The organism is Priestia sp. VA7 (assembly GCF_055710015.1).
The window spans coordinates 59,087-82,658 of sequence record NZ_JBVQPN010000001.1; the positions used below are offsets into that span (position 1 = coordinate 59,087).

The window sequence follows — 23,572 nt, forward strand, 5'->3', positions numbered from 1 at the left end:
GATGACTCGTTAGAGTCATCTTCTTTTCAAAAAAGAGGAGGATATTACATGCGTTTGGATAAATTGCTTTCTACCATTGGGTACGGAAGCCGAAAAGAAGTTAAAGGTCTTTTAAAGACTGGAGCTGTTAAGGTAGACGGTTCAACAGTTAAAGATGCTAAGGTCCACGTTAATCCAGATGAACAAGAAATCACTGTGCATGGCGAAGCCGTTTCTTACCGAGAATTTGTTTACTTTATGCTTCATAAGCCTCAAGGCGTCATATCAGCAACAGAAGATTCTCTTCATGAAACAGTTTTGGACTTACTTGAACTTGACGATGCTGTGTATGACCCATTTCCGGTAGGGCGTTTAGATAAAGATACAGAAGGGCTCTTGCTGCTGACGAATGACGGTCAGCTTGCACATCAGCTGCTATCTCCTAAAAAACACGTTCCTAAAACATATTTTGCAAAAATTAATGCACCGGTGACTGAAGAAGATGCTGAAGCATTTAGACAAGGTGTCACTCTTGATGATGCATATGTAACAAAATCAGCAGAGTTAAAGATACTAACAAGCGGTGTGGAATCAGAAATTGAATTAACGATCGTTGAAGGAAAATTTCATCAAGTGAAGCGTATGTTTGAAGCAAGAGGAAAAAAAGTAACGTATTTAAAACGTTTATCTATGGGAGCTTTGCTGTTAGACGAGTCATTAGATTTAGGAGAGTATAGGGAGTTAACGGAAGAAGAACTAGCTTTATTGCAAAAATCAAATGCCTAAGAAGAGGCGAAAGAAAAAGGAACCTAAGTCTAAAATGGTTCCTTTTTTTGTCCACTTTGTTAGACAAGTGAAACATTTCACGTTAAAGCACTTAAACGAGTACCAACTCTGCTTGACGTGCAAATGGAGCGGGGGACTATGCACTCGTCCAAGTCTTGACTTTCTACTGCGTAGAATTTTATCTCTATATATAAATCACTTACTACCCTTGAAATAAACTTACTAGGATGACATCTTGACCTTCTTTTGCGTAGTCGTCCATGTACCGCGACTTGGGCTGCGAACTAAATCATTATATGCTAACACATTCAAGTCACGCTGAATGGTTCTTGGTGTAATACCAAATTCGTCTACAAGCTCTTGCGTTGTAACTGTTCCATTTTTACAAATGAACATATAGACCGATTTGATACGAGTTAGCATTCGATTAGTTGAAGGTTTCAAAAAACCACTTCCTTATTCGTTTTTCGTAAGGCACAACTTCTTTATAACTCTGAGATGTCAAGCACTATTTCAGTCCTTATCCTTATTGTACACAAAATCGACAGAAAAATAAAAGAGAAAACGCAAATTAACACAATATTTACAAAAAATGATATAAATATGTAATCCTTTCGTAACATCTCCTTCCTCTATTTGCACATTTTTTATAGTATATGTAAACAATAAACAAATAGAATCCGTTTTTATCGATTGTGCCTACAATTTATTTCCCGGAATTTTGACTCTGTAAACCTTTGATATGAAAGGAAAGAGACAATTATTTCTTTCTATATAAAGGTATGATAAAGTTGAATTTACCAATAGTAATGATAGATACAATCTGTAAAAGCAGGAAAAGGAGACAAACAGATGACGGCAATTAATTGGAAAGAGGAAGTTCAAAAAAGAGAAGCTGAAATTCTAGCTGAGACGCAGCGTTTTTTACAAATTAAAAGTGTTTTGACAAGCACAGAAAAACAAGAAGAGCCATTTGGACCTGGAATTGCTCAAGCGCTTGACTTTCTTTTAAATAAAGGAAAAAATGACGGGTTTTCCGTCAAGAACGTAGACGGATATGCAGGTCATATTGAAGCAGGAGAAGGGAAAGACCTTCTTGGCATTCTTTGTCACGTAGACGTTGTTCCTGAAGGAGACGGGTGGTCGGTTGATCCATACGGCGGTGAAATAAAAGACGGGAAAATTTTTGCTAGAGGAGCAATCGATGACAAAGGCCCGACGATGGCTGCTTATTATGCAATGAAAATTGTGAAAGATTTAGGGCTTCCTCTATCTAAACGGGTTCGAATGATCATTGGAACGGATGAAGAAAGTGACTGGAGATGTGTGGACCACTACTTCAATCATGAAGAGATGCCAACTATGGGGTTTGCGCCCGATGCCGATTTTCCTATCATTTTTGCTGAAAAAGGCATTACAGACGTAGAAATTCGCCAGCAGCCAATTGAAGGAACAAAGGGAAGCGTTCAGCTTACATCATTTGTCTCTGGGCGACGCTACAATATGGTTCCTGATCTTGCAACAGCTGTTCTTGAATTCCATAGTGAAACGGATATTAAAAATAAATATGATCAATTTTTAAAGGATCAGTCTTTAAAAGGTTCAATAACAGAAAAGAGCGGTGTATACACACTTACTTTAGAAGGCGTTTCAGCACATGGCAGTGTGCCTGATAAAGGGAAAAATGCTGGACTTATGCTTCTTCGCTTTTTACACACATTAGAACTTGATGAACAAGCTAATCAGTTTGTAGGTTATGCAAATGCGTATTTAGTCCAAGATGCACTAGGAGAAAAAATGGGCTTAAATCGCAAAGATGAGGTCACGGGTGATTTAACGATAAATGTTGGAATCATGTCTTACAATCAAGAAGAAGCGGGGCACTTTGGTTTAAACATTCGCTATCCTGTATCAGCTCATATTGACGACATTATTGATACGATTAAAGAAAAAAGTGAATCTTATCAAATGACCATCAAACATTTTACAGATTCTAAACCACATCATGTCGATCAAAAACATGAGCTTATTCAAACGCTTCAAAAGGTTTACCAAGAACAAACAAATGAAGAACCTACACTTATTTCAATTGGAGGAGGAACGTATGCCAGAGCATTGGAAGCGGGTGTGGCATTTGGACCTCTTTTCCCAGGCCGTGAAGAAGTAGCGCACGAAAAAGACGAGTACATGGTAATTGAAGATTTACTTCGTGCAACAGCTATTTATGCACAGGCTATTTACGAATTAGCTAAATAAAAAAAGCGAACGCCTTTGCGTTCGCTTTTTTATTATTCAAATGAGAACAGGTCACTTGATAAATAACGTTCACCTGTATCGCAAGCAATACATACGACCACTTGATCAGGAGATAATTTTTTGGCTACCTCGATAGCAGCATAGCACGCAGCGCCAGATGAAGGACCGACTAAAATTCCTTCTTCAGAAGCCAAGCGTCGCGTAATATCGTAGGCTTGTTCATCTTTAATTTTTAAAATTTCGTCGTAAACATCTACATTAAGCGTATCAGGAATAAATCCAGGGCTTGTTCCTACAAGCTTGTGCTTCCCAGGTCTTCCTCCAGATAATACAGGAGACCCGGCTGGTTCCACAACATGAACGGTCATATTTGGGTAGTTTTCTCTTAGTACTTCACCAGTTCCTGTAATCGTTCCGCCTGTTCCAGCAGTAGCAACAAAAGCAGATAGGTCTTTGCCTAACTCGTTCATTGCCTCGATAATTTCTTTAGCAGTCGTTTTTCGATGAGCGTCAGGGTTTGCATTATTTTCAAACTGCATGGGCATAAATGCATTTGGAATTTCTTTTGTAAGCTCTTCTGCCTTGCGAATTGCTCCTGGCATTTTCTCATCGCCCGGTGTTAGAACAACTTCAGCACCATATGCTTTTAACAAGTTAATTCGTTCTTGAGTCATGGTATCTGGCATAACTAAAATAGAACGATAACCTCTTGCCGCTGCATTCATTGCTAAGCCAATACCTGTATTTCCGCTCGTTGGTTCAATAATAGTAGAATTTTCATTGAGCAAGCCTGCTTTTTCAGCTTCCACGATCATATTAAAAGCAGCACGGTCTTTCACACTACGGCTTGGATTAAAAAACTCTAGTTTTAAGTAAACGGATGCTCCATCTGCAGGTTGAAGACGATTCAACTTAACAAGAGGTGTCTCGCCAATCAAATCAGCCATATTATTAACAACTTTCATTCTTCTCATCCTTTTCTTATAAAAATTCTCTGTATTGTTTCTATGATAACACAAATTCTTATTTTTTAAGCACATGACAAATTTTCAGAAAAACCTCTCTATTTCATCCGAAAAAACCTTTAAAATAGATCTAGCTCTTTTTGAACATAACCAATTGGGGAAAGATAATAAAAAGAAAAGGAGAGATTTGATGAAAGGCGATAAACATTATTTTATTGGAATCAACGTGCCTGTATCCATTGCACATCAAGCAGAAAATTGGGCAAAGGAATTAATACCTTTTCCTTTCAAACAATGGACATACTCTGACGATTATCATATAACGCTACAATTTTTAGGGTTTTTAGATGACAAAAAGGAAAAGCTGATTACGCGCTTAAAAGAAGTAGCCTCCCGTCATTCAAGTTTTTCGCTGCAGACAGGTCAGTACGATGTGTTCGGTGCGTATAACAAGCCTAGAGTGCTTTATGTAAGCCTTAGGCCAAATGATAAGCTTATGAATCTGCAAAGGGATATACAGGCCGTATGGGAAGATCTAAGCGGCCTGTACGAAAAACGTCCTTATCGTCCTCATATTACGATTGCAAAGAAGTGGGGAGGGGAAGCCGGACTTTTGGAAGAACAGTTAAAGCAAACGTCGATTGAAGAACAGTTTCAAGTAAGTTCGTTTGCCCTTTTTGAAGTTCATCCTGCTAGCAAACCTAAATATAAAAAAATACTATCTTTTTCCTTGCAGTCACAGTAGCATATGAACATAAAAGCATGGAGAGAGGTTATTTAAAAATCGCTCTTATCAAAGAAAAGAAAACGCCGATGATAATAGAGAAATCATCGGCGAACAAAGTTTTAGAGGAATTTTAATTAGGGGATTGATGTAAACGTGGCGCAGCTACTTAAGGTGCAAGATTATATTTCCCGTTATGAAAAAGACGTTTATCACTACACGTCTCAGTTTAATCACTTAAAAAAGCATAATTGGAAGAAAGCAAAGCAATTATTTGAAGAAGGGCTATTACATGAGCCGCCTGTACAAGAAGAAATAAAAGCTCAACGTTCATTTTTGCAAAAGGCAAAAGAGCGGTTTACAAGAAAAAAAGAAACGTGTGAAGTGGAAGAAGCGTTCTCTAGCGATAGCGTGGAAAATCAAGAGCTATTGAGGTTTACAACTCTTCCACAAACAGCGGAAGACTTGAAAATATTGTTTTTAGAAAATGTATTTGATCTTCAAATGAAATGGGCTACATCCACTTTATTTGAGTTCTCACAAGCAGATCGTAAATATTACCATGATGAAGCTCTCCGTTATTTTATTCAGTGCTTTCCTGATACGTGTCTCGTGATGTACAAGCCTGTTTTCATGATTAATAAAGCTCCGGTAGAAGGAGATATCGTTATCGTTACTCCAACGGAAACCCTCTGTATTTGTTTAATAGAAACATATAAAAGCGCTGTTTTTCAGTATTCAAAAGAAAATTTTTGGACAGAGTTAAGAGGAAGAGATCAAAAAAAGATATTAAATCCTTTAATTGGGTTAAATCGAACAGAGCAAATTGTCCGAAGCATCTATCGTACTCACGATATTGAACATAACGTAAAGAAAATATTACTGAGCAGAAATGGATATATTGATTACGCTGCGGAGCCTTATCAGGTTGAATTTGTAGATGCTAGAAAGTACGAAGAGTGGTTTTATGAACTTAGGAAATCTAAAGCACCTTTAAAGTTTAAGCAGATGAAAGCAGCTCAAGTATTGCTCGAACACAGCCAGAGTATTTATTTTGACCGGGAATTCGAAGCAGGTGAATAATACGAACATTCAAGCTATGAAAGTGCTTTCGTTTTTGCGTTTACTACATATAATGCTACTAAAGAGGTAATTGGCATAAGGAGGAGAAAAGGATGACTGGTGATAATAAGTTTCAAGCTTATTTAGATCAAATAGATCGTATTACTCTTTTAGTTCCAATTTCTTATCATGAAGGTCAAATTGATTTTTTTGTGATTAAAAGTACACAAATGCATGAGACCATCTCTATTGAAAACGTACATGAATTAGAAGGTTTTATCAAATATGAAGGCAAGGTCGAAGGTAGCATAGAAATTGGACAGTCGTACGTTATCTGTGATAATTACGGAGAGAAAGTTCCGCTGCAGGTAGGGGCTGTTATACGAACCAAAGAGTTTGATGAGAGATTTTATTATAATCAAAATGATTTGGGTGCAGCCTTTTATTCAGATCATATTATGATAAAAATTTGGGCCCCGACTGCATCAGCGGTGATTTTAAAATTAATACATGCAAACAGCGGCAAAGAAGAACTGTACGTCATGGCTCGTCAAAGAAAAGGCGTATGGGAAAAGAGACTTCCCTTAGATAAAGAAGGGTATTATTATCGATTTTTAATAGATGTAAACGGCCGGACAAATGAAGCGGTGGATCCTTATGCCGTTGCAGCTACAGCAAATAGTGAATACGGAGTTCTGATAAATCTTCATACAGTTTATGTTCATCCCCATGAAAAGCCACCTTTCCTTCAGCCAACGGATGCCGTTATTTACGAAATGCACGTTCGCGACTTTTCTATTCACCCTTCAAGCGGGATAGAAAAAAAAGGCACGTACCTAGCTGTTACTGAATCAAGCGGGCAGCCAGGCAAAACAACAGGTCTTCATTATTTAAAAGAGCTAGGAGTGACCCACCTTGAATTTCTTCCTATTAACGACTTTGGCGGAGTAGATGAATTAAACCCTCATGCTTCTTATAATTGGGGGTATAATCCATTGTTGTTTAATGTACCAGAAGGAGGCTACTCCGCTGACCCTTCAAATCCTGCCACTCGTATTGCTGAAGTGAAACAATTAATATCAACACTTCATCAACAGGGATTCCGTGTTATTATAGATGTAGTTTATAATCACGTATTTGTACGAGAGGAATCACCTTTTGAAAAAATTGTTCCGGGCTATTATTTTCGACATGATGAGTTTGGGATGCCTTCGAACGGGACGGGAGTAGGAAATGATTTTGCTTCTGAACGGAAAATGGCGCAAAAGTTTATTATCGATTCAGTATTGTTTTGGATAAAAGAGTACGACGTTGATGGGCTTCGCTTTGACCTCATGGGGATTTTAGATATAGAAACGATGAACATCATTCGGGAAAAAATAAATGAAATTGATTCTACTATTTTGGTGTTTGGCGAAGGCTGGGATTTAAATACTCCTATTCCCTATAATCAAAAAGCAATTATGGCGAATGCCCGCCAAACGCCTCAAATCGGCTATTTTAATGATCGCTTTCGAGATTCTGTAAAAGGAAGCACGTTTGATGTATATGAAAAAGGTTTTATCAGCGGAAGTATTCATCAAAAAGAGACCGTGCAATCTGTGATAGCGGGGAGCATTCTGGATAAAGAAGACAGCCGGGCTTTATTTATAAATCCAGCACAATCAGTTAATTACGTTGAATCACATGATAATCATACGCTGTGGGATAAGTTAACGAATTCAAATGGAGAAGAAGACGAAGATACACGTAGAAGTCGTCACCGACTTGCTACTGCTATTGTACTTCTTTCGCAAGGCATACCGTTTCTTCATAGTGGTCAAGAGTTTTACCGCACTAAACAAGGCGTAGAGAACAGCTATAATTCACCCGATGATATTAATGCACTTGATTGGAATCGACGGATCAAATTTTCTCCTGACGTGAATTGGGTTCAAGAGCTGATTCGTATTCGCAAACAGCACGGTGCATTTCGCTTGGGAGATGCTTCAGCGATTAGGCAGCATATCTCTTTCCTAAATACGCCGCAATCCGTTATTGGCTATTGCTTATCAAACGTATTGGCTTACGGTCCGTGGAAGAATATTATTGTGTTTTTTAATCAAGGCCTAATGGAAGAAAAAGTAGTTTTGCCAGAAGGACCATGGAAAATAGCACTTGATCATTGTAAAGTATATAAAAATGGGTATCCTACTATAGAGGATAATGCTATAAACGTTTCAAAGCTTAGCGTTCTTATTTTATTTCAAACATAATTATTGTCTTCAACCACTTGACGAAAAAAGTATGATGGAGATAATATTTATAAAGGATGGCTATTGATACATATCCTCAATAGCCGTCTTTTTTATTTACTAAGAAAATAACGTCATGATGTCTTAATAGATTGCTTTATTGAGTGAAATTTTTAAACGAAATGTGTGTGTTGAAATTGAAGGTGAATTGGTTGGAAGATATATTAGGAAGCGAATGGGAAATTACTCCTGCTGGCGGAGCGACAGGAGAAGCTTATTTTGCAAAATTTCAAGACCGAAAGCTTTTTTTAAAGCGTAATTCATCACCTTTTTTAGCAGTATTGTCAGCTGAAGGAATTGTACCGAAGCTCGTGTGGACAAGACGAATGGAAAATGGAGATGTGATCACAGCTCAGCACTGGCTAGATGGTCGAGAATTAAAACCAAAAGATATGAATTCGAGTCGAGTGACAGAATTGCTTAGTAAAATTCATCATTCAAACGAGTTATTAGATATGTTGAAAAGGTTGGGGAAAACACCGCTTCTTCCCGAAGACGTGCTAGCCGATATTGTAGAGAATGTGGACGAGCGACTTCAAAAAGAAAGTATTGTAGAGCAGGGAATCAGTTATTTACAAGCAGAGCTTCTGTCCGTTCAGACAGATAAATATGTTGTGTGTCATTGTGATGTGAACCACAATAACTGGATGCTTGGAGAGAATACGCAGCTATATTTAATCGACTGGGACGGAGCGATGATTGCAGATCCTGCGATTGATTTAGGTTTATTGCTTTATTGGTACATCAATCCATCTCAGTGGGAAGAATGGCTTGAGCATTATGGGGTTGAACTAACCGAGAACTTGAAAAAGAGAATGAAGTGGTATGTGATAAGTCAAACCATTTTATTCATTGAATGGCATCGTTCGAAAAATGAACATTCTGAAATGAATTACTGGCTTGAATATCTCCGGATTTTGCTCGTCAACGACATTCAAGCACAGTAGCAAAGATTATGACAAGGTAGATAGTTCTTGGACCCATTGTGATAAATTTTGTTGATTGGTTTGAATATGTTCGTCTAAATGAGCAGCACTTTTTGCATCTTGCGTGTATTTATACACGTTTTGTAGTGTTGCTTGTACGTCTGTGCTAGCGTATCCTTTTGCTAACATTGATTGAATTAAACGTTCAACCTGTTCACATTCCGCAACCGTTCCGCAGCAATCACTTTGATGATTAGATAAAATATCTTTTAATATATTCATTTGGTGTTCGGCATTTAAAGGCATTAAGCATCATCCTTTCTCGTATGATGCTCTTATTTTTTTCTATCTAAACACAATTATGCATGAGAATGTCGGTTGTTTCGAATAACCGACATTTTCAATGCGTCAAAATACATTAAAGAGGTGCAACATGAGATTACGAAACAAACCTTGGGCAAAAGATAAAATTGCTGAAAATCCCCAATACGTGGTTCCAAACCCAGCAGAGTATAAAGGGAACTGGAAAGAGGTTTTTGGAAGCGAAAATCCTCTCCATATTGAAGTAGGAACAGGAAAAGGCCAATTTTTAGTAGGGATGGCTAAACAAAATCCGCATATCAACTATATTGGAATTGAAATGTATGAAAGTGTCATCTTAAGTGCTCTAGAACGATTGATTGAAGAAGAGCTTCCAAATTTAAAGCTGTTGAATGTAGATGCTAACCAGCTTAGTGAGTTTTTTGCAAAAAATGACGTGGATCGCGTTTATCTCAATTTCTCTGATCCATGGCCAAAAAAGAGACATGCCAAACGCCGTTTGACATACAAAACGTTCTTAAGCATGTATGAAAACCTGCTGGTTGATGGTGGAGAAATTCACTTTAAAACAGATAATCAAGGGCTATTTGAATATTCATTGACAAGCTTTTCAGAATATGGGCTTCTTCTCAAATACATTAGCTTAGATTTGCATAAAAGCGATTTTGAAGGCAATGTTATGACGGAATATGAAGAGAAATTTTCACAAAAAGGCAGCCGTATTTACCGCTGTGAAGTAAAATACCTTAACGAAAAAGACTGAGTTCCTCAGTCTTTTTTTGTTCAAAAAGAGAAGGAGATAGTGATAAAATAAAAAGGAATATAATGGAGGTGCAAAATGGAAACGTTAACAATAGGCGAGTTAAAAGTGACATGGCTTCGTGGAGGGAATAATCATTTAGACGGAGGAGCAATGTTTGGTGTTGTTCCAAAAGAGCTTTGGACAAAAAAATATCCTATCTCAGAAGGAAATCGAATTCCAATGAGGACTGATCCTTTGCTCGTTCAAACTGAAAAACACCTCATGTTAATTGATGCAGGTATAGGGAATGGTATGTTGGATGAGAAAAAAAAGCGTCATTTTGGTGTAACAGAAGAATCATTTATTGGTGAAGATTTACAAAAGTTAGGGTTTACGTGCGAAGATATTACTCATGTCATTATGACGCATCTTCACTTTGATCATGTGTCAGGCTTAACAAAAGGCAGCAACGGACATTTTTCCTCTGCTTTTCCAAATGCAAGAATTTTTGTTAGTGAGATCGAGTGGAATGAGATGAGAAATCCTAATATACGTTCTAAAAATACGTATTGGAAACAAAATTGGGAATTTATTCAGCATCAAGTAATAACATTTAGCGATAAAGATGAAATTGTGCCTGGAGTAACGGTTCATCATACCGGCGGTCACAGCGATGGTCATGCTGTAGTTGTATTAAAAGGAAACAATGACATCTTAGTGCACATGGGCGATCTTTTGCCAACACATGCACATCAAAATGTCTTATGGGTAATGGCATATGATGATTATCCAATGACTTCGATTGAACAAAAGCAGCAGTGGCTAGCTTATGCCTATGAGAATCAAGCTTGGCTAAGTTTTTATCATGATGCTTTTTATCGAGCTGTAAAATGGGATAACAAAGGAGAAATAGTTGACGAAATTAAACGGGTGCATTCAGCGTCAATTCAATAATAGAACCGCTTTTTTTATCAATGAAAAACTCGTAATGTTCCTGTTTTGCATCACGTGTTCTGATAATTCCACCTGTATAACCATAAAAAGAGAGACCATGTTTTTGAATGACTTTAGTCGTTGTTTCAATCCATGAGCCATCGATTGCCCCATTTTGTTTAAAAGCGCTTTTAACAATCGTAAGGGCTTCCGATGAGGAAATTGACGACTTTCTTTTTTGAAGAATATAAGCGCTTGCAAATCCGACTGCAGCTCCTGCTATTAGTTGAGTCCATTTCACGTTATTCACCTGCTTTTTAAGGATATGTTTTCATCATTATATCAAATTGTCGAATGCTTTGTTAAGTTGAGTTGTAGAAGAGAAGGACGGAACTAGCAACTATTTCCGGTTTTCGATACAATAAAGAAAATGATACATAAAGGAGAGTATATATGAACAATGAAACGCTATCTCTATTTAAAACATTAACGGAGTTACCAGGTGCCGCTGGAAACGAACATCAAGTACGTTCATTTATGCGCTCGCAAATTGAACCCCTTGTAGATGAGGTCATTCAAGATGGGTTAGGAAGTTTATTCGGCGTTCGCTATAATGAGGAAAAAGGTCCTAAAGTAATGGTAGCGGGACATATGGACGAAGTAGGATTTATGGTTACGTCTGTAACAGATAAAGGAATGCTTCGTTTTCAAACTCTAGGAGGATGGTGGAGTCAAGTACTGCTGGCTCAGCGCGTCCATGTTGTTACAAAAAAAGGTTCTATCACCGGCGTAATTGCTTCTATCCCTCCTCATTTATTAGACGAATCACAGCGCAACAAGCCAATGGCCATTAAAAATATGATGATTGATGTGGGCGCAGATAGTAAGCAGGAAGTAGCAGAAATGGGCATTCGTCCTGGCGATCAAATTGTACCGATTTGTCCGTTTACGCCAATGGCAAATGAAAAGAAAATACTGGCGAAAGCATGGGATAACCGCTATGGGTGCGGACTTGCGATTGAATTATTAAAAGAAGTAAAAAATGAAAAATTGCCAAATATCTTATATTCTGGAGCTACTGTGCAAGAAGAAGTAGGGCTTCGCGGTGCTCAATCAGCTGCGAATATGATTAAACCGGATTTGTTTTATGCACTAGATGCTAGTCCAGCTAACGATACATCAGGCGACAAAAATGCGTTTGGACAATTAGGAAAAGGCGTATTACTTCGTATCTTTGACCGTACGATGGTCACACATAGAGGAATGAGAGAATTTATTTTAGATACAGCTGAGACAAACAGCATCCCTTATCAATACTTTGTTTCTCCAGGAGGTACGGATGCAGGGCGCGTTCATACTTCTAATAATGGAGTTCCTTCTGCGGTCATCGGCGTATGTTCACGTTATATTCATACTCATGCTTCTATGATTCATGTAGATGACTATGCAGCTGCAAAAGAATTACTAGTCAAACTTGTACGTTCTACAGACCAAACAACGCTCGATACGATTAAGCAAAACGGATAAAAAAGAACAAAGCAGCTGCTTTTGCGGTTGCTTTGTTTCATAATGACAGGAGAAAAAAATGAAAATTGCAATCGGAACGAAAAATCCAACAAAAGTAAATGCAGTAAAAAAAGTATTTGGAGATACTTTTACATATGTAGAGGTAGCCGTGCAGTCCGGGGTGTCGCCACAGCCTTTTTCTGACGAAGAAACCATCCAAGGAGCGGTTAATCGCGCGCGTGCTGCTGTGAAAGAGACAGGTGCTGATATTGGTATTGGGCTTGAAGGAGGGGTGCAGGAAACGCCTCATGGCTTATTCCTTTGCAATTGGGGAAGTCTTGTTACCTCTCAGGACCTTGAACCGATTTTAGGTGGAGGGGCTCGTATTCGGCTTCCTGAAGCGGTAGCCGGTATGCTTCGTCATGATAAAAAAGAATTAGCCGAAGCTATGGAAGTGTATACAAACCAAAAGAATATTCGAAAAAAAGAAGGAGCAATCGGTATTTTCACCAATGGGAATTTAGATCGGACCGCTATGTTTTATCAGGTTGTTTTAATGCTAAAAGGACAGCTTGATTTTAGGACAAATCAAGCTGTTCAATAGGAAATTTCTTTGTAACCCTTTATAATAGAAAAGCATCAGTGTATGATAGTTGCAACAACTCATATACTATGTTTTGATGTAGAAGGATTAAATAATGTATAGGGCTTTAGCCGTTTAAATACGAAAGTAAAAGAAAAAGTGGAGGAAAGAAAAATGGAAAAAATGCAAACAATTGAACAATACAAAGAAATCATTAAAGAAGGAAAACATATCATGATGTTTTCAGCAGACTGGTGCCCAGATTGCCGAGTAATCGAGCCCGTGCTCCCAGAAATTGAGGCGAATCATAGCGAGTATACATTTCACTATGTCGACCGCGACGACTTTATCGATCTTTGTGCAGAATTAAGCATCTTTGGAATTCCAAGCTTTGTTGGTTACAGCAACGGAGAAGAAACAGGGCGTTTTGTCAGCAAAGACCGTAAAACAAAAGAAGAAATTGAAGAGTTTATTAACGGCTTAAATGCATAAATCAAGTGAAGACTGATAGCGATCTACAGCTATCAGTCTTCATACATAAAAATGAGAAAAGGAGGCGTAAATATGGCGAAAATGAATAGTCAAAAGATGAGAAAACTACTAGAAGAGCGATTAACGGGTGCGGATTGGTCATTTTTATTTGATCGTGAAAAAGATACGCTGCGCGTTGAACATCAGGAAACGAAAAAAGGTGTAACCATTTCTTTACCTGGGCTAATTGCAAAATGGGAAGAAAAAAAGGAAGCGGCTCTAGATGAAATGGTATATTATATAAAAGAAGCTCTTCGTGTTATGAACGATGAACAGCAGGTAACGGGAAAAGAAAAGCGCATTTATCCAGTTATTCGCTCAACGTCTTTTCCAGATAAATCGAATGAAGACGTGCCGTTGATTTATGATGAACATACAGCTGAAACACGCATTTATTATGCGCTTGATTTAGGCAATACATATCGTCTATTAGATGAGAAACTAATTCGTAAGGAAAATTTAGATCTATCCGCAGTGCGGGAAATGGCTAAATTTAATCTTCGCTCTTTGCCGATTTCACATAAAAAAGATACGGTAGCAGGCAATGACTTTTATTTTGTAAATCAGAACGATGGATACGATGCAAGCCGAATTCTTAACGAGGCATTTTTGCAAGATTTTGCTTCTAGTGTTTCGGGCACAATGGCTGTAGCAGTACCTCATCAAGATGTGCTGATTCTAGCTGATATCCAAAACGAAACGGGTTATGATATTCTTGCGCAAATGACCATGAGCTTTTTTGCAAGTGGACGTGTACCCATCACAGCTCTTTCATTTTTATACGAAAACGGTGAGCTAGAACCTATTTTTATTCTAGGAAAAAATCGCAGTAAAGGACGGGACTAATTATGAATCTTTTTTATAATAAAGAAGGTATCGGCGATACGTTAATCGTCAAGCTAGAAGATATCGCAATTGAAAATCGCACGTTTGAAACAAAAGGCGACGTTGTGCGTATCTTTGATCAAAAATCAAATACAACAGCTGGCTATAACATTTTTCATGCTTCTTCTAAGTTAAAAGTAGAGGGAAATGGTTCTCTTGAATTAACAGAAGAAATGGTCGAAGAAGTAAATCGTGTACTTAGCGAAAGCGGTTTTGAAGGTAAACTTGAAGTGGATTTATCTCCTAAATTTGTAGTGGGATACGTTCAAGAAAAAGAAAAGCATCCGAATGCAGATAAGCTGAACATCTGTAAAGTAGATGTTGGCACAGAAACACTTCAAATTGTGTGTGGAGCACCAAATGTAGACGCAGGTCAAAAAGTCGTGGTAGCAAAAGTAGGAGCGGTTATGCCAAGTGGTATGATCATTAAAGATGCAGAGCTGCGCGGTGTGCCTTCTTCAGGTATGATTTGCTCTGCTAAAGAGCTGGCGCTTCCGAACGCTCCTCAAGAAAAAGGAATTCTAGTACTTGAAGACAAATATGAAGTAGGTCAGCCTTTTCAAGCATAAAAGCAGAGTGCGATACTGATTTATAGGGCAAAAGCATGATGTTTTTTTACACGTATATTTCAAAGCGTTACAGTTGCTGAAAAGCAATTGTCAATTCTTAAAAAGGTTTGATAAAATTAAAAGCCACTAGTATATACTAGTGGCTTTTTTCGCGTTTAATTATGAGTGCTAACTAGACGCAAAAAAATATTTTTGCAAAGAGGAATTTTACTGTATAAATAAGGGAAGCAAAATAGTAGATTTTATAGTAAGAGTTCAAGCATACGTGATAGAATGATAAATGAAAAGATAGTATATATATCCATCTCAGAGAATACTTTGAGGCCAAAGGTAAATAAAGGATGCATGGATAGCTTTTTGTAGATATCGCAGCACTGCGGTATAAGAGGCTACACGAAGTAAGATAGTCTGATAGAAAGAGTGATAAAAATGGGTTTTGTACGAAAAGTAATGGATTATTTACTAGGATACGAAGTGAAAGAAATTGTTGTAGACGAACATGGAAATACAACGGAAGAATACCCTTTAAATAGAGAAAAAACAATTCCTAAAAAGAAGGCTCCTAAGCTTAAACAAATGCAGTCAGTTCATCAAAAGCCAGTGATGAAAGCAGCGCCAAAACCTTCTGTTCCACACTCAGCCAGAACGCAAAAGCGGAGTTACAGTGAAGAACGGCAAGATGTTCATACAAAAGTAGCTTATCAATATCCAAAAGGAACGTTTCGTTTTCCTTTAATTGATGATACGGGAGAAGCAAAAAAGGCAACAAAGCCTAAAGATGAACCAAGGCTTGTAACAAAAAAGGCACCGGCTCCGTTTTATCAAGAGCCTGTTCGCAAGTCGGCGCTAACACAGCCTAAGTCAGTATCTCAGCCGTTAAAAACGGTATCTGAAAAGAAAGAAGCGGTTCCGCAAGTAAGAAAACGTCCGTTTCGTCCGACTGAAATTCCTTCACCTGTCTATGGGTTTAATAAGCGGCCTTCTAATGTTGGACAAAACGGAAGTGAGGAAGTAGTAGAATATGAGCTTCCGAGTACACAGTTATCAAAAGCAGCGTTTGAAGATGAAATTTACCGACGAGCGATGAATACAGCTGTTGTAGAGCCGTTAAGAAAACCAGTTTCTAAGCCTATGGCCGAAGAAGCACCGATTCAAGAAACAGAAGAAATGATGCAACTGTCTTCTCAGCGTTTTGCTCAGTGGAAGCAATATGAGGAAAATCAAAAAGAGAAGCTATCATTTCCTGAAGAAAAGCCAAGTTCTTCAGTAGCCGTAAAAGAACAAGAAGAGGTGCCAACTTTTGAAGAATCACACGCGGTCGAACCGTTAGTCGGACAAGAGAGCACTCTTGACTGGGATTTAGCGAAAGGTATGACAGCGCCCGAAGAAGTTCCAATTTCAGAGGAAACGCGTCCGTCTGAACCATCAGTTTCTCTCCAACAAGAGATAGGAAATGAGACTGAAGAAGTAGAAACGTTGATGGACGGAAGCGCAGGGTTTTTACAAGCAGCAGAAGAAGTAGAAGTAGAAGTACTAAAGCCTAGAAAGAAAGAAGAAGCTCCAGCTGCTGAGAAAGAAAGTGACGTCATTCTAGAAGAGCCAGCAAACAGTGTTCATATGGAAGCAGAACATGAGCTGAATTCTGAAAGTTTAAATTCATCGCAACCCGCAGCTGATGAATGGCAACCAGAAGCGGCATCGGCTGTTGTTCACCAAGAACTTGAAAATTCGGTGATAAAAGAGGAAGAGAGCAGTATGCAGGAAAGTCAAGAGTTACAAGAACAAGTACAGCAAGAGTCAACTGTAGAACCTCTTGTACCTGCAGAACAGCCAGGAAATGCTGAACGAGTTCGCGGTAAGCGATTAGTACCTTTTAACGTGATGATGCTGAAAAAAGACCGCACAAAGATGAATAACGGCGCTCGAGAAAAAAGTCAGCCGTCTCAAGGTTCATACCAAAGGCAGGAGACAGAAGCTCTGCAAAAAAAAACGGAAGTAAGTAGGCACGAAGAAGTTCACGGTGAAAAAACCAAAGAAGCAGTTCCGCAGGCTTCGTTAAAAGCTGAAGAACCTGTAAATGTAAAGGCTTCTTCTCCTTATGCATTTCCTGGAATGAACTTGCTTAACATTCCTCCAGCTGCTATTGAAGAAGATAATCAATGGGCGGATGAGCAGCGTGAGCTTTTGGATATGACATTAAAAAACTTTAACGTTCGAGCTAAGGTCGTAAACGTCACGCAAGGTCCTACCGTGACCAGATTTGAAGTACATCCTGAACCCGGTGTGAAAGTGAACAAAATTACGAATTTAACAGATGATATTAAACTGAGCCTAGCCGCGCGTGATATCCGAATTGAAGCGCCAATTCCAGGGAAAAATACGATTGGAATTGAAGTGCCAAATCGTCAAAGTAAGCCGGTGTTAATTCGTGAAATTTTGAGGCATCCTTCTTTTAGAAAAGATAACTCTCCTTTAACGGTGGCGTTAGGGTTAGATATTTCAGGAACGCCGGTTGTGACTGACTTGAATAAAATGCCTCATGGTTTGATTGCCGGAGCGACAGGGTCTGGTAAAAGCGTGTGTATTAATACTATTATCGTCAGCTTGCTTTATAAAGCTGCGCCGCACGAAGTCAAGCTTATGTTAATTGACCCTAAAATGGTTGAGCTAGCTCCTTACAACGGTATTCCGCATTTAGTCAGCCCGGTTATCACGGATGCTAAAGCAGCTACTACAGCTTTAAAATGGGCAGTAGAGGAAATGGAGCGCCGTTATGAATTGTTTGCACATGCGGGCGTACGTGATATTACAAAATACAACGAACGTGTAAAAGAACATAATGAAAAAAGCGGGGAGCTCCCATATCTAGTTATTATTATTGATGAACTTGCCGACTTAATGATGGTATCTCCTGGGGAAGTAGAGGAAGCTATTTGCCGTATTGCACAAAAGGCAAGAGCATGTGGCATTCACTTATTGCTTGCAACGCAGCGTCCTTCCGTAGATGTGATTACAGGCTTAATTAAAGCGAATGTGCCAACGCGTATTGCATTTTCTGTTTCTTCGCAAGTTGATTCACGTACAATTATCGACACAGGGGGAGCAGAGAAGCTACTAGGTAAAGGTGATATGCTGCTTCTTGAAAACGGCTCTTCTAAAAGCGTTCGCATTCAAGGGAACTTTGTTTCAGATGAAGAAATTGACCGCGTTGTAGATCATGTCAAAAAACAAATGAAGCCAACATACCTATTTGATCAAGAAGATTTGTTGAAAAAGCAGCAAAGCTTTGCTTCAAATGAAGAAGATGAGCTTTTCTATGAAGCATGCGAGTTTGTGCTAGACCAAGGCGGTGCATCTACTTCCAGTCTGCAAAGACGCTTCAGAATGGGGTACAATCGCGCTGCGCGCCTAATTGATATGATGGAGCAGCAAGGAATTATTTCAGAAGCAAGAGGAAGCAAGCCGAGAGATGTGCTCATTACCGAAAACGAGCTTCAGGAAATGGAAAGTCAAACAGCCACTTCTACATTTTAAGCTGTTTTTCTACATGTAGGTTAAAAAAGAGGCTATGCAAGATCAGCAGGATACAGCATTGTGTGAGTTAACGCTCTGTCACTGTATCCGTCGCCTCTTTTTTTTCTGCTTTAAGTTCGTTTATACAGAATTTGAGTAGAGATTTTGGAAGAAATCCATGAAGAAAAAAAGGAAAAGGTTTGTCAGAACTAGTAAAATGATTTACTATATGTAAGGATAATGTGTGTGTTGCTTTTTTAGCATGTGATAGTTTGCTATCATTTCTCACCAGCAGAAACATATGAGCTGAAGGCGTATAAAGAGGACAAACTAAAATAATTAGAGTACGAGTGAAGAGTAATGAGAGAAGAAAATCATGAACTGATTAACTTTAATGAAATTCGTGAACAAAAGCAGCTTCAGTCTGATAATGCTATTTGCGACTTTTACAATCAATATTTCTTTTTTGTGAACCGCTATACGAATATACGAGAAAAAGTGCGGGCTTCACATTTATTTAAAGAGTTAGTAAACTTACCTCATGAGGCGCCTCTGTCTGATTCCTATGAACAATTATTTTTTCAGTGGTTTGCATTTGAATATGTAACCATTCAGGGGAAAACCCTGCTGCAGCTTTTTTTAGCTGATCAGGCGAAGCAGAAAACAGAGTCGTTTTTGATTCAAGGAGCCTTTTTTTTGACGAGTGTACTAGAGCCAATTATTGTGTCTAAAGTACCTAATTCGTTTTTCTTAAAAGGATATACCCCATTGACAAATGAGCAGGTTATCATCAAAGATGTAAGAGGAAGATTTGCAAATTTAGAGGAACAACAAGTAATTTGGATTCGAAAAATAAAATCAATCGGATATGACGTGTTAATTGACTCTTTCTTTTTAGGACATAAACAACGCATTGAACAGTTAGTAACGCAATATAATGACAAAAAAAATGCAATGACATGGCGCTCATTTTTAAAACAGCAGGCTATATACTATGTGATGAAGCCAAAATAAAAGGCCGTTTCGCAAGGGAAGAGAGTAGAAATGGAGTCATGGAGTTATGTTATAAGAAGTGATATAATGTACGGATGTTATCGTGAAATCAGCAATCAAACGACATTTATATACGTTTGTAAGAGCAATTCTAGATAACCGTCATATACTGTCTTACAGATAGACGAATGTTGGAGGTTCTTTATATGACAGTTTACCATTTTGTGGGTATTAAAGGAACAGGAATGAGTGCGCTTGCGCAAATCCTAAACGATATGGGCTTTCAAGTTCAAGGATCGGATATTGAAAAAGAAATTTTTACGCAAAAAGCACTAGAACAGCAGGGAATTCCTGTTTTACCATTTGATAAAAATAATATTAAAGACGGCATGACTGTAATTGCAGGAAATGCTTTTCCTGATACGCATGAAGAAATTGCAGAAGCAGCTTCAAAAGAAGGAGTCAAGCTTGTACGCTATCACCGTTTCTTAGGTGACTTTATGAAACAGTATACGAGTGTAGCCGTAACAGGAGCACACGGAAAAACATCCACAACGGGTATGTTAGCGCATGTGATTCAAGGAGCTGAACCTACTTCATATTTAATTGGAGACGGTACGGGTAAAGGTGTAAAAGACAGCAAGTATTTTGCGTTTGAGGCATGTGAGTATCGCCGCCACTTCTTATCTTATACGCCAGACTATGCAATTATGACGAATATTGATTTTGATCACCCTGATTATTTTGCCAATATCGACGATGTATTCAGCGCGTTCCAAGAGATGGCACTTCAAGTCAAAAAAGGAATTATTGCCTGTGGTGATGATGAACATCTGCAGCAAATTCAGGCGAAGGTACCTGTTCTTTATTATGGATTAGGCGAAGAAAATGATTTCCAAGCACGTAATATCGTAAAAAGCACAACAGGCACAACATTTGATGTGTTCGTTCGTAATACATTCCACGCATCATTTGAAATTCCAGGGTATGGCGACCATAACATCTTAAATGCACTTTCTGTTATTGCACTTTGTCATTATGAAGAAATTGACGTTGCTGTGCTGCAAGAGCGTTTTAAAACATATCAAGGTGTAAAACGTCGTTTCAGTGAAAAGAACGTTGGCAAACAAGTGCTAATTGATGATTATGCACACCATCCAACGGAAATTAACGCAACGATTTCAGCTGCTCGTCAAAAGTATCCAAACCGTGAAGTTGTGGCTGTTTTCCAACCGCATACTTTTACGCGTACACAAACGTTCTTAGAGGACTTTGCAGCAAGCTTACAGCACGCTGATAAAGTATATCTATGTGATATTTTTGGATCAGCTCGTGAGCATCAAGGTAAGTTATCAATTGAAGATTTACGAAGCAAAATCAGCGGAGCTGAATTAATTAATGAAGAAACAATTGAATCGTTAAAAGACCATAATGAAGCTGTATTAGTATTTATGGGTGCTGGAGACATTCAAAAGTTTGAAAAACTATATCAGCAAACCGTATCATAAAAAAAAGGCACTCAGGAGAGTGCCTTTTTTATTTCAAAACTCATTTTAAATTTTCAGGATTTAACGCTTTTAATTCTTCAATGACAAATAACCCGTCTTTACGAATTAACACGTCATCGAAATAAATCTCACCGCCGCCGTATTCTGGGCGCTGAATCATCACCATATCCCAGTGAATATTTGACTTGTTTCCATTATACGCATCTTCGTAGCACTCGCCAGGAGTGAAGTGGAAACTTCCGTCAATTTTTTCATCAAATAAGATGTCTTGCATTGGATGTTGAATATATGGATTTACGCCAATCGCAAATTCGCCAACAAAACGTGCGCCTTCATCCGTATCAAAAATGCCGTTGATGCGTTCTGTATCATTAGCGGTTGCTTCAACAATCTTACCGTTTTTAAATGTTAAGGATACATTCTCAAACGTAAAGCCTTGATAGTTAGAAGGAGTGTTGTAAGAAATTGTTCCGTTTACAGAATCACGTACAGGAGCCGTGTATACTTCACCGTCCGGAATATTCATTTCCCCGGCACACTTCACTGCAGGGATATCTTTAATAGAGAACGTTAAGTCTGTATTCTCACCTGTTAAACGCACTTTGTCCGTACGGTTCATGAGCTCAACCAAAGCATCCATCGCTTTGCTCATTTTGCCATAGTCTAAGTTACATACATCAAAATAAAAATCTTCAAATGCTTCTGTACTCATTTTAGCAAGCTGCGCCATTGAATCGTTTGGATAGCGAAGAACAACCCATTTTGTTTTTGGAACGCGAATTTCTCTATGTACTTTTTTACCGATCGTATTCCCTTGGATTTTCATTTTATCTGCCGGAACATCTGATTGTTCAAAAATGTTTGAACCAGAACGCAAGCCAATATAAGCATTCATTTCTTTCATCACATTTGCTTCGAAGTCTGCCATCATATTGAACTGCTCTTCTTGTGCACCGTTTAAAAGAGCGCGGTCTACCGAATGATCTTTTAGCAGTACAAATGGATAACCACCCGCCTTGTACGCTTCATCTACAAGTGCTGTCACAAGTTCGCGCTGAAGTCCAAAGTTTTCGATTAATACTTTTTCTCCTTTTTGAAGGCGAACAGAATAATTAATTAAATTTTTAGCTAATGTCGCAATTCTAGGGTCTTTCATAAATAGTGCCTCCTTAAAATAGCAATGATTGGTGATTCACTTTCTATTGTACCCCACTGAGCTTATTTTGTTTGTTTTTATGCTTTAAAATCCTTTTTTTCTTTAGGAAGGGAAATAACTCATATATCGCGAAATAATGTACAATCTTCCCTTTTTCTGAATAAAAGCAGAGAGAATATGGTAAAGTTAAAGAGTCTATAGGGAATAGAAGGTTTAATTGTTTATAAAATTGGGAAAGTAGTTATAACAAGAGAGAAGAAAATAGGAGGTGCCTTGCACAGATGGTTATTATTCTTTATTTAAGCGCTGCTATTGTTGCCATTGCGATTTTTTACCTGGTGGTTTCCGTGTCCAAAACATTGAAATCCGTTCAGCACACATTAAATTCAGTGGCAGGTACTTTAGACGGTGTAGAAAAGCAAATGACAGGAATTACAGCTGAAACAACTGCACTTTTACATAAGACTAATCTGTTAGCTGAAGATATTCAGCGTAAATCCGAAGCGCTGAACACAGTGGTGGATTCTGTTAAAGGCGTAGGTGACTCAATCCAAGACCTAAATAAGTCTATTAAAAGCGTATCATCAAGCGTTTCAGAGAAAGTAGAAGAAAATAAAGAAACTGTTGCTCAAGTTGTTCAATGGAGCAATGTTGCATTAGACGTATGGGAACGTATAAAATTAAGAAAACAGAAAAAAGTTGAAGCAGAGCCTGTACCTGTTGAAGTAAAAGAAAAAGCGGTTCAACGCTCACGCTCATTTTCATAAGGATGAACTTTAAAGGAGGAGACGCATATGTCAAACAAACCAAATAAACCAAACAACACTTCAAATAAAGGCTTTTTAGTAGGAACAGTGATTGGAGGAGTTGTAGGAGCTGCAACGGCATTACTACTTGCTCCAAAATCAGGTAAAGAGTTCCGTTCTGATTTAAATGAGCAGGCAGCTTATGTTCGTTTAAAAACAGAGCAAGCGAAAAACAGCGCTGTTGAAAAAGGACAAGGGTTTGCTCAAACGGCTAAAGAAAAAACAGCTGGTTTATCACAAACACTGTCTGAGCAATCTTCACAAGTAGTGGACAAGGTGAAAAACTTCCGTAAAGTAGATCCTGAACACGAAGCATTACCGCCAACAAGCTTAGAAGTGCTTGCTGATGAAGTTGAGTCTCAAAGCAACGAAGACGTTCAGCAAAAGCTAACAGAAGCTCAAAAAGCACTAGATGAAGTGGAAAGCACAGTGCCACGGCCATAATAAAGAATCAAAAGCGTTTACCGTATAGGGTGAACGCTTTTTTTGTATGTAATTTAGGTTGGATAACAACAAGTAAATAATCGTTTCATT

The 23,572-nt window shown here is 38.4% G+C and carries 23 protein-coding genes; 18 read left to right on the forward strand and 5 right to left on the reverse strand.

What is annotated here, in order from left to right; translation table 11 throughout:
- Positions 1-48 precede the first annotated feature (48 nt).
- Positions 49-765 carry a pseudouridine synthase gene (locus AC0C45_RS00395; protein WP_237893055.1) on the forward strand — a complete coding sequence of 239 codons (717 nt, stop codon included), beginning with the start codon at positions 49-51 and terminating at the stop codon, positions 763-765.
- 222 nt (positions 766-987) lie between these two features.
- On the opposite strand, the gene AC0C45_RS00400 is transcribed toward AC0C45_RS00395, so the two are convergent.
- A complete protein-coding gene (locus AC0C45_RS00400) occupies positions 988-1,209 on the reverse strand; it encodes a DeoR family transcriptional regulator (RefSeq protein ID WP_013059517.1) in 222 nt (73 codons plus the stop codon).
- 408 nt (positions 1,210-1,617) lie between these two features.
- Here AC0C45_RS00400 and pepV point away from each other — a divergent pair, with 408 nt between their 5' ends.
- Positions 1,618-3,021 (forward strand): dipeptidase PepV, encoded by a 1,404-nt coding sequence (gene pepV / locus AC0C45_RS00405; protein WP_171776560.1) that lies wholly within the window; start codon positions 1,618-1,620, stop codon positions 3,019-3,021.
- A gap of 32 nt (positions 3,022-3,053) precedes the next feature.
- On the opposite strand, the gene cysK is transcribed toward pepV, so the two are convergent.
- Positions 3,054-3,986, reverse strand: a complete 933-nt coding sequence (cysK, locus tag AC0C45_RS00410) for a cysteine synthase A (RefSeq protein ID WP_013085245.1) — start codon at positions 3,984-3,986, stop codon at positions 3,054-3,056.
- A 190-nt stretch (positions 3,987-4,176) separates the two neighbouring features.
- Between cysK and thpR the strand changes: the two genes are divergently transcribed.
- The 4 genes from thpR (at position 4,177) to AC0C45_RS00430 (ending at position 9,013) form a co-directional block, all read left to right on the forward strand.
- On the forward strand, positions 4,177-4,731 hold the full coding sequence (thpR, locus tag AC0C45_RS00415; protein ID WP_013085244.1) for an RNA 2',3'-cyclic phosphodiesterase: 555 nt from the start codon (positions 4,177-4,179) through the stop codon (positions 4,729-4,731).
- Between the two features lie 135 nt (positions 4,732-4,866).
- Positions 4,867-5,793, forward strand: coding sequence for a hypothetical protein (locus AC0C45_RS00420; RefSeq protein ID WP_047931056.1), 927 nt, complete (start codon positions 4,867-4,869; stop codon positions 5,791-5,793).
- A 92-nt stretch (positions 5,794-5,885) separates the two neighbouring features.
- Positions 5,886-8,027: a type I pullulanase gene (gene pulA, locus AC0C45_RS00425; protein WP_472927869.1), complete on the forward strand. Its 2,142-nt coding sequence runs from the start codon at positions 5,886-5,888 to the stop codon at positions 8,025-8,027.
- A 191-nt stretch (positions 8,028-8,218) separates the two neighbouring features.
- Complete coding sequence (locus AC0C45_RS00430) at positions 8,219-9,013, forward strand: phosphotransferase family protein (RefSeq protein WP_013085241.1); 795 nt, start codon at positions 8,219-8,221, stop codon at positions 9,011-9,013.
- A 6-nt stretch (positions 9,014-9,019) separates the two neighbouring features.
- Here the strand turns inward: AC0C45_RS00430 and AC0C45_RS00435 are convergent, their stop codons facing one another.
- Positions 9,020-9,298 carry a YtzH-like family protein gene (locus AC0C45_RS00435; protein WP_013059510.1) on the reverse strand — a complete coding sequence of 93 codons (279 nt, stop codon included), beginning with the start codon at positions 9,296-9,298 and terminating at the stop codon, positions 9,020-9,022.
- A gap of 127 nt (positions 9,299-9,425) precedes the next feature.
- Here AC0C45_RS00435 and trmB point away from each other — a divergent pair, with 127 nt between their 5' ends.
- Together trmB and AC0C45_RS00445 are read left to right on the forward strand one after the other, a co-directional pair.
- Complete coding sequence (gene trmB / locus AC0C45_RS00440; protein WP_016765753.1) at positions 9,426-10,076, forward strand: tRNA (guanosine(46)-N7)-methyltransferase TrmB; 651 nt, start codon at positions 9,426-9,428, stop codon at positions 10,074-10,076.
- 75 nt (positions 10,077-10,151) lie between these two features.
- Entirely contained in the window at positions 10,152-11,009 is an 858-nt protein-coding gene (locus tag AC0C45_RS00445) for a YtnP family quorum-quenching lactonase (RefSeq protein WP_472927870.1), read from the forward strand.
- On the opposite strand, the gene AC0C45_RS00450 is transcribed toward AC0C45_RS00445, so the two are convergent.
- Positions 10,978-11,289, reverse strand: coding sequence for a PepSY domain-containing protein (locus tag AC0C45_RS00450; protein WP_025750689.1), 312 nt, complete (start codon positions 11,287-11,289; stop codon positions 10,978-10,980). The two genes, AC0C45_RS00445 and AC0C45_RS00450, sit on opposite strands and share 32 nt — an antisense overlap.
- A 152-nt stretch (positions 11,290-11,441) precedes the next feature.
- Between AC0C45_RS00450 and AC0C45_RS00455 the strand changes: the two genes are divergently transcribed.
- The 8 genes from AC0C45_RS00455 to murC all read left to right on the forward strand — a co-directional run bounded on the left by AC0C45_RS00455 (position 11,442) and on the right by murC (position 21,076).
- Positions 11,442-12,515 carry a M42 family metallopeptidase gene (locus AC0C45_RS00455; protein ID WP_016765750.1) on the forward strand — a complete coding sequence of 358 codons (1,074 nt, stop codon included), beginning with the start codon at positions 11,442-11,444 and terminating at the stop codon, positions 12,513-12,515.
- A gap of 58 nt (positions 12,516-12,573) precedes the next feature.
- The gene (locus AC0C45_RS00460; RefSeq protein WP_013085236.1) at positions 12,574-13,098 is read left to right on the forward strand and encodes a DUF84 family protein; all 525 of its coding nucleotides are present in this window, start codon (positions 12,574-12,576) and stop codon (positions 13,096-13,098) included.
- A 153-nt stretch (positions 13,099-13,251) separates the two neighbouring features.
- A complete protein-coding gene (locus tag AC0C45_RS00465; RefSeq protein WP_013059504.1) occupies positions 13,252-13,569 on the forward strand; it encodes a thioredoxin family protein in 318 nt (105 codons plus the stop codon).
- 72 nt (positions 13,570-13,641) lie between these two features.
- Positions 13,642-14,454 (forward strand): DUF1444 domain-containing protein, encoded by an 813-nt coding sequence (locus AC0C45_RS00470; RefSeq protein ID WP_014457994.1) that lies wholly within the window; start codon positions 13,642-13,644, stop codon positions 14,452-14,454.
- Between the two features lie 2 nt (positions 14,455-14,456).
- On the forward strand, positions 14,457-15,062 hold the full coding sequence (gene ytpR, locus AC0C45_RS00475) for a YtpR family tRNA-binding protein (protein ID WP_013085234.1): 606 nt from the start codon (positions 14,457-14,459) through the stop codon (positions 15,060-15,062).
- 429 nt (positions 15,063-15,491) lie between these two features.
- Complete coding sequence (locus AC0C45_RS00480; RefSeq protein ID WP_472927871.1) at positions 15,492-18,596, forward strand: DNA translocase FtsK; 3,105 nt, start codon at positions 15,492-15,494, stop codon at positions 18,594-18,596.
- A gap of 339 nt (positions 18,597-18,935) precedes the next feature.
- Positions 18,936-19,589 carry a hypothetical protein gene (locus tag AC0C45_RS00485; RefSeq protein WP_034648632.1) on the forward strand — a complete coding sequence of 218 codons (654 nt, stop codon included), beginning with the start codon at positions 18,936-18,938 and terminating at the stop codon, positions 19,587-19,589.
- A 185-nt stretch (positions 19,590-19,774) separates the two neighbouring features.
- A complete protein-coding gene (murC, locus tag AC0C45_RS00490) occupies positions 19,775-21,076 on the forward strand; it encodes a UDP-N-acetylmuramate--L-alanine ligase (protein WP_013059499.1) in 1,302 nt (433 codons plus the stop codon).
- A 40-nt stretch (positions 21,077-21,116) separates the two neighbouring features.
- Here murC and AC0C45_RS00495 read toward each other — a convergent pair whose 3' ends face one another.
- Positions 21,117-22,232: an aminopeptidase gene (locus AC0C45_RS00495; RefSeq protein WP_013085232.1), complete on the reverse strand. Its 1,116-nt coding sequence runs from the start codon at positions 22,230-22,232 to the stop codon at positions 21,117-21,119.
- A 281-nt stretch (positions 22,233-22,513) separates the two neighbouring features.
- Here AC0C45_RS00495 and AC0C45_RS00500 point away from each other — a divergent pair, with 281 nt between their 5' ends.
- Both AC0C45_RS00500 and AC0C45_RS00505 read left to right on the forward strand, forming a co-directional pair.
- Complete coding sequence (locus AC0C45_RS00500; RefSeq protein WP_013085231.1) at positions 22,514-22,999, forward strand: DUF948 domain-containing protein; 486 nt, start codon at positions 22,514-22,516, stop codon at positions 22,997-22,999.
- Between the two features lie 27 nt (positions 23,000-23,026).
- Positions 23,027-23,482 carry a YtxH domain-containing protein gene (locus AC0C45_RS00505; RefSeq protein WP_013059496.1) on the forward strand — a complete coding sequence of 152 codons (456 nt, stop codon included), beginning with the start codon at positions 23,027-23,029 and terminating at the stop codon, positions 23,480-23,482.
- Positions 23,483-23,572 lie beyond the last annotated feature (90 nt).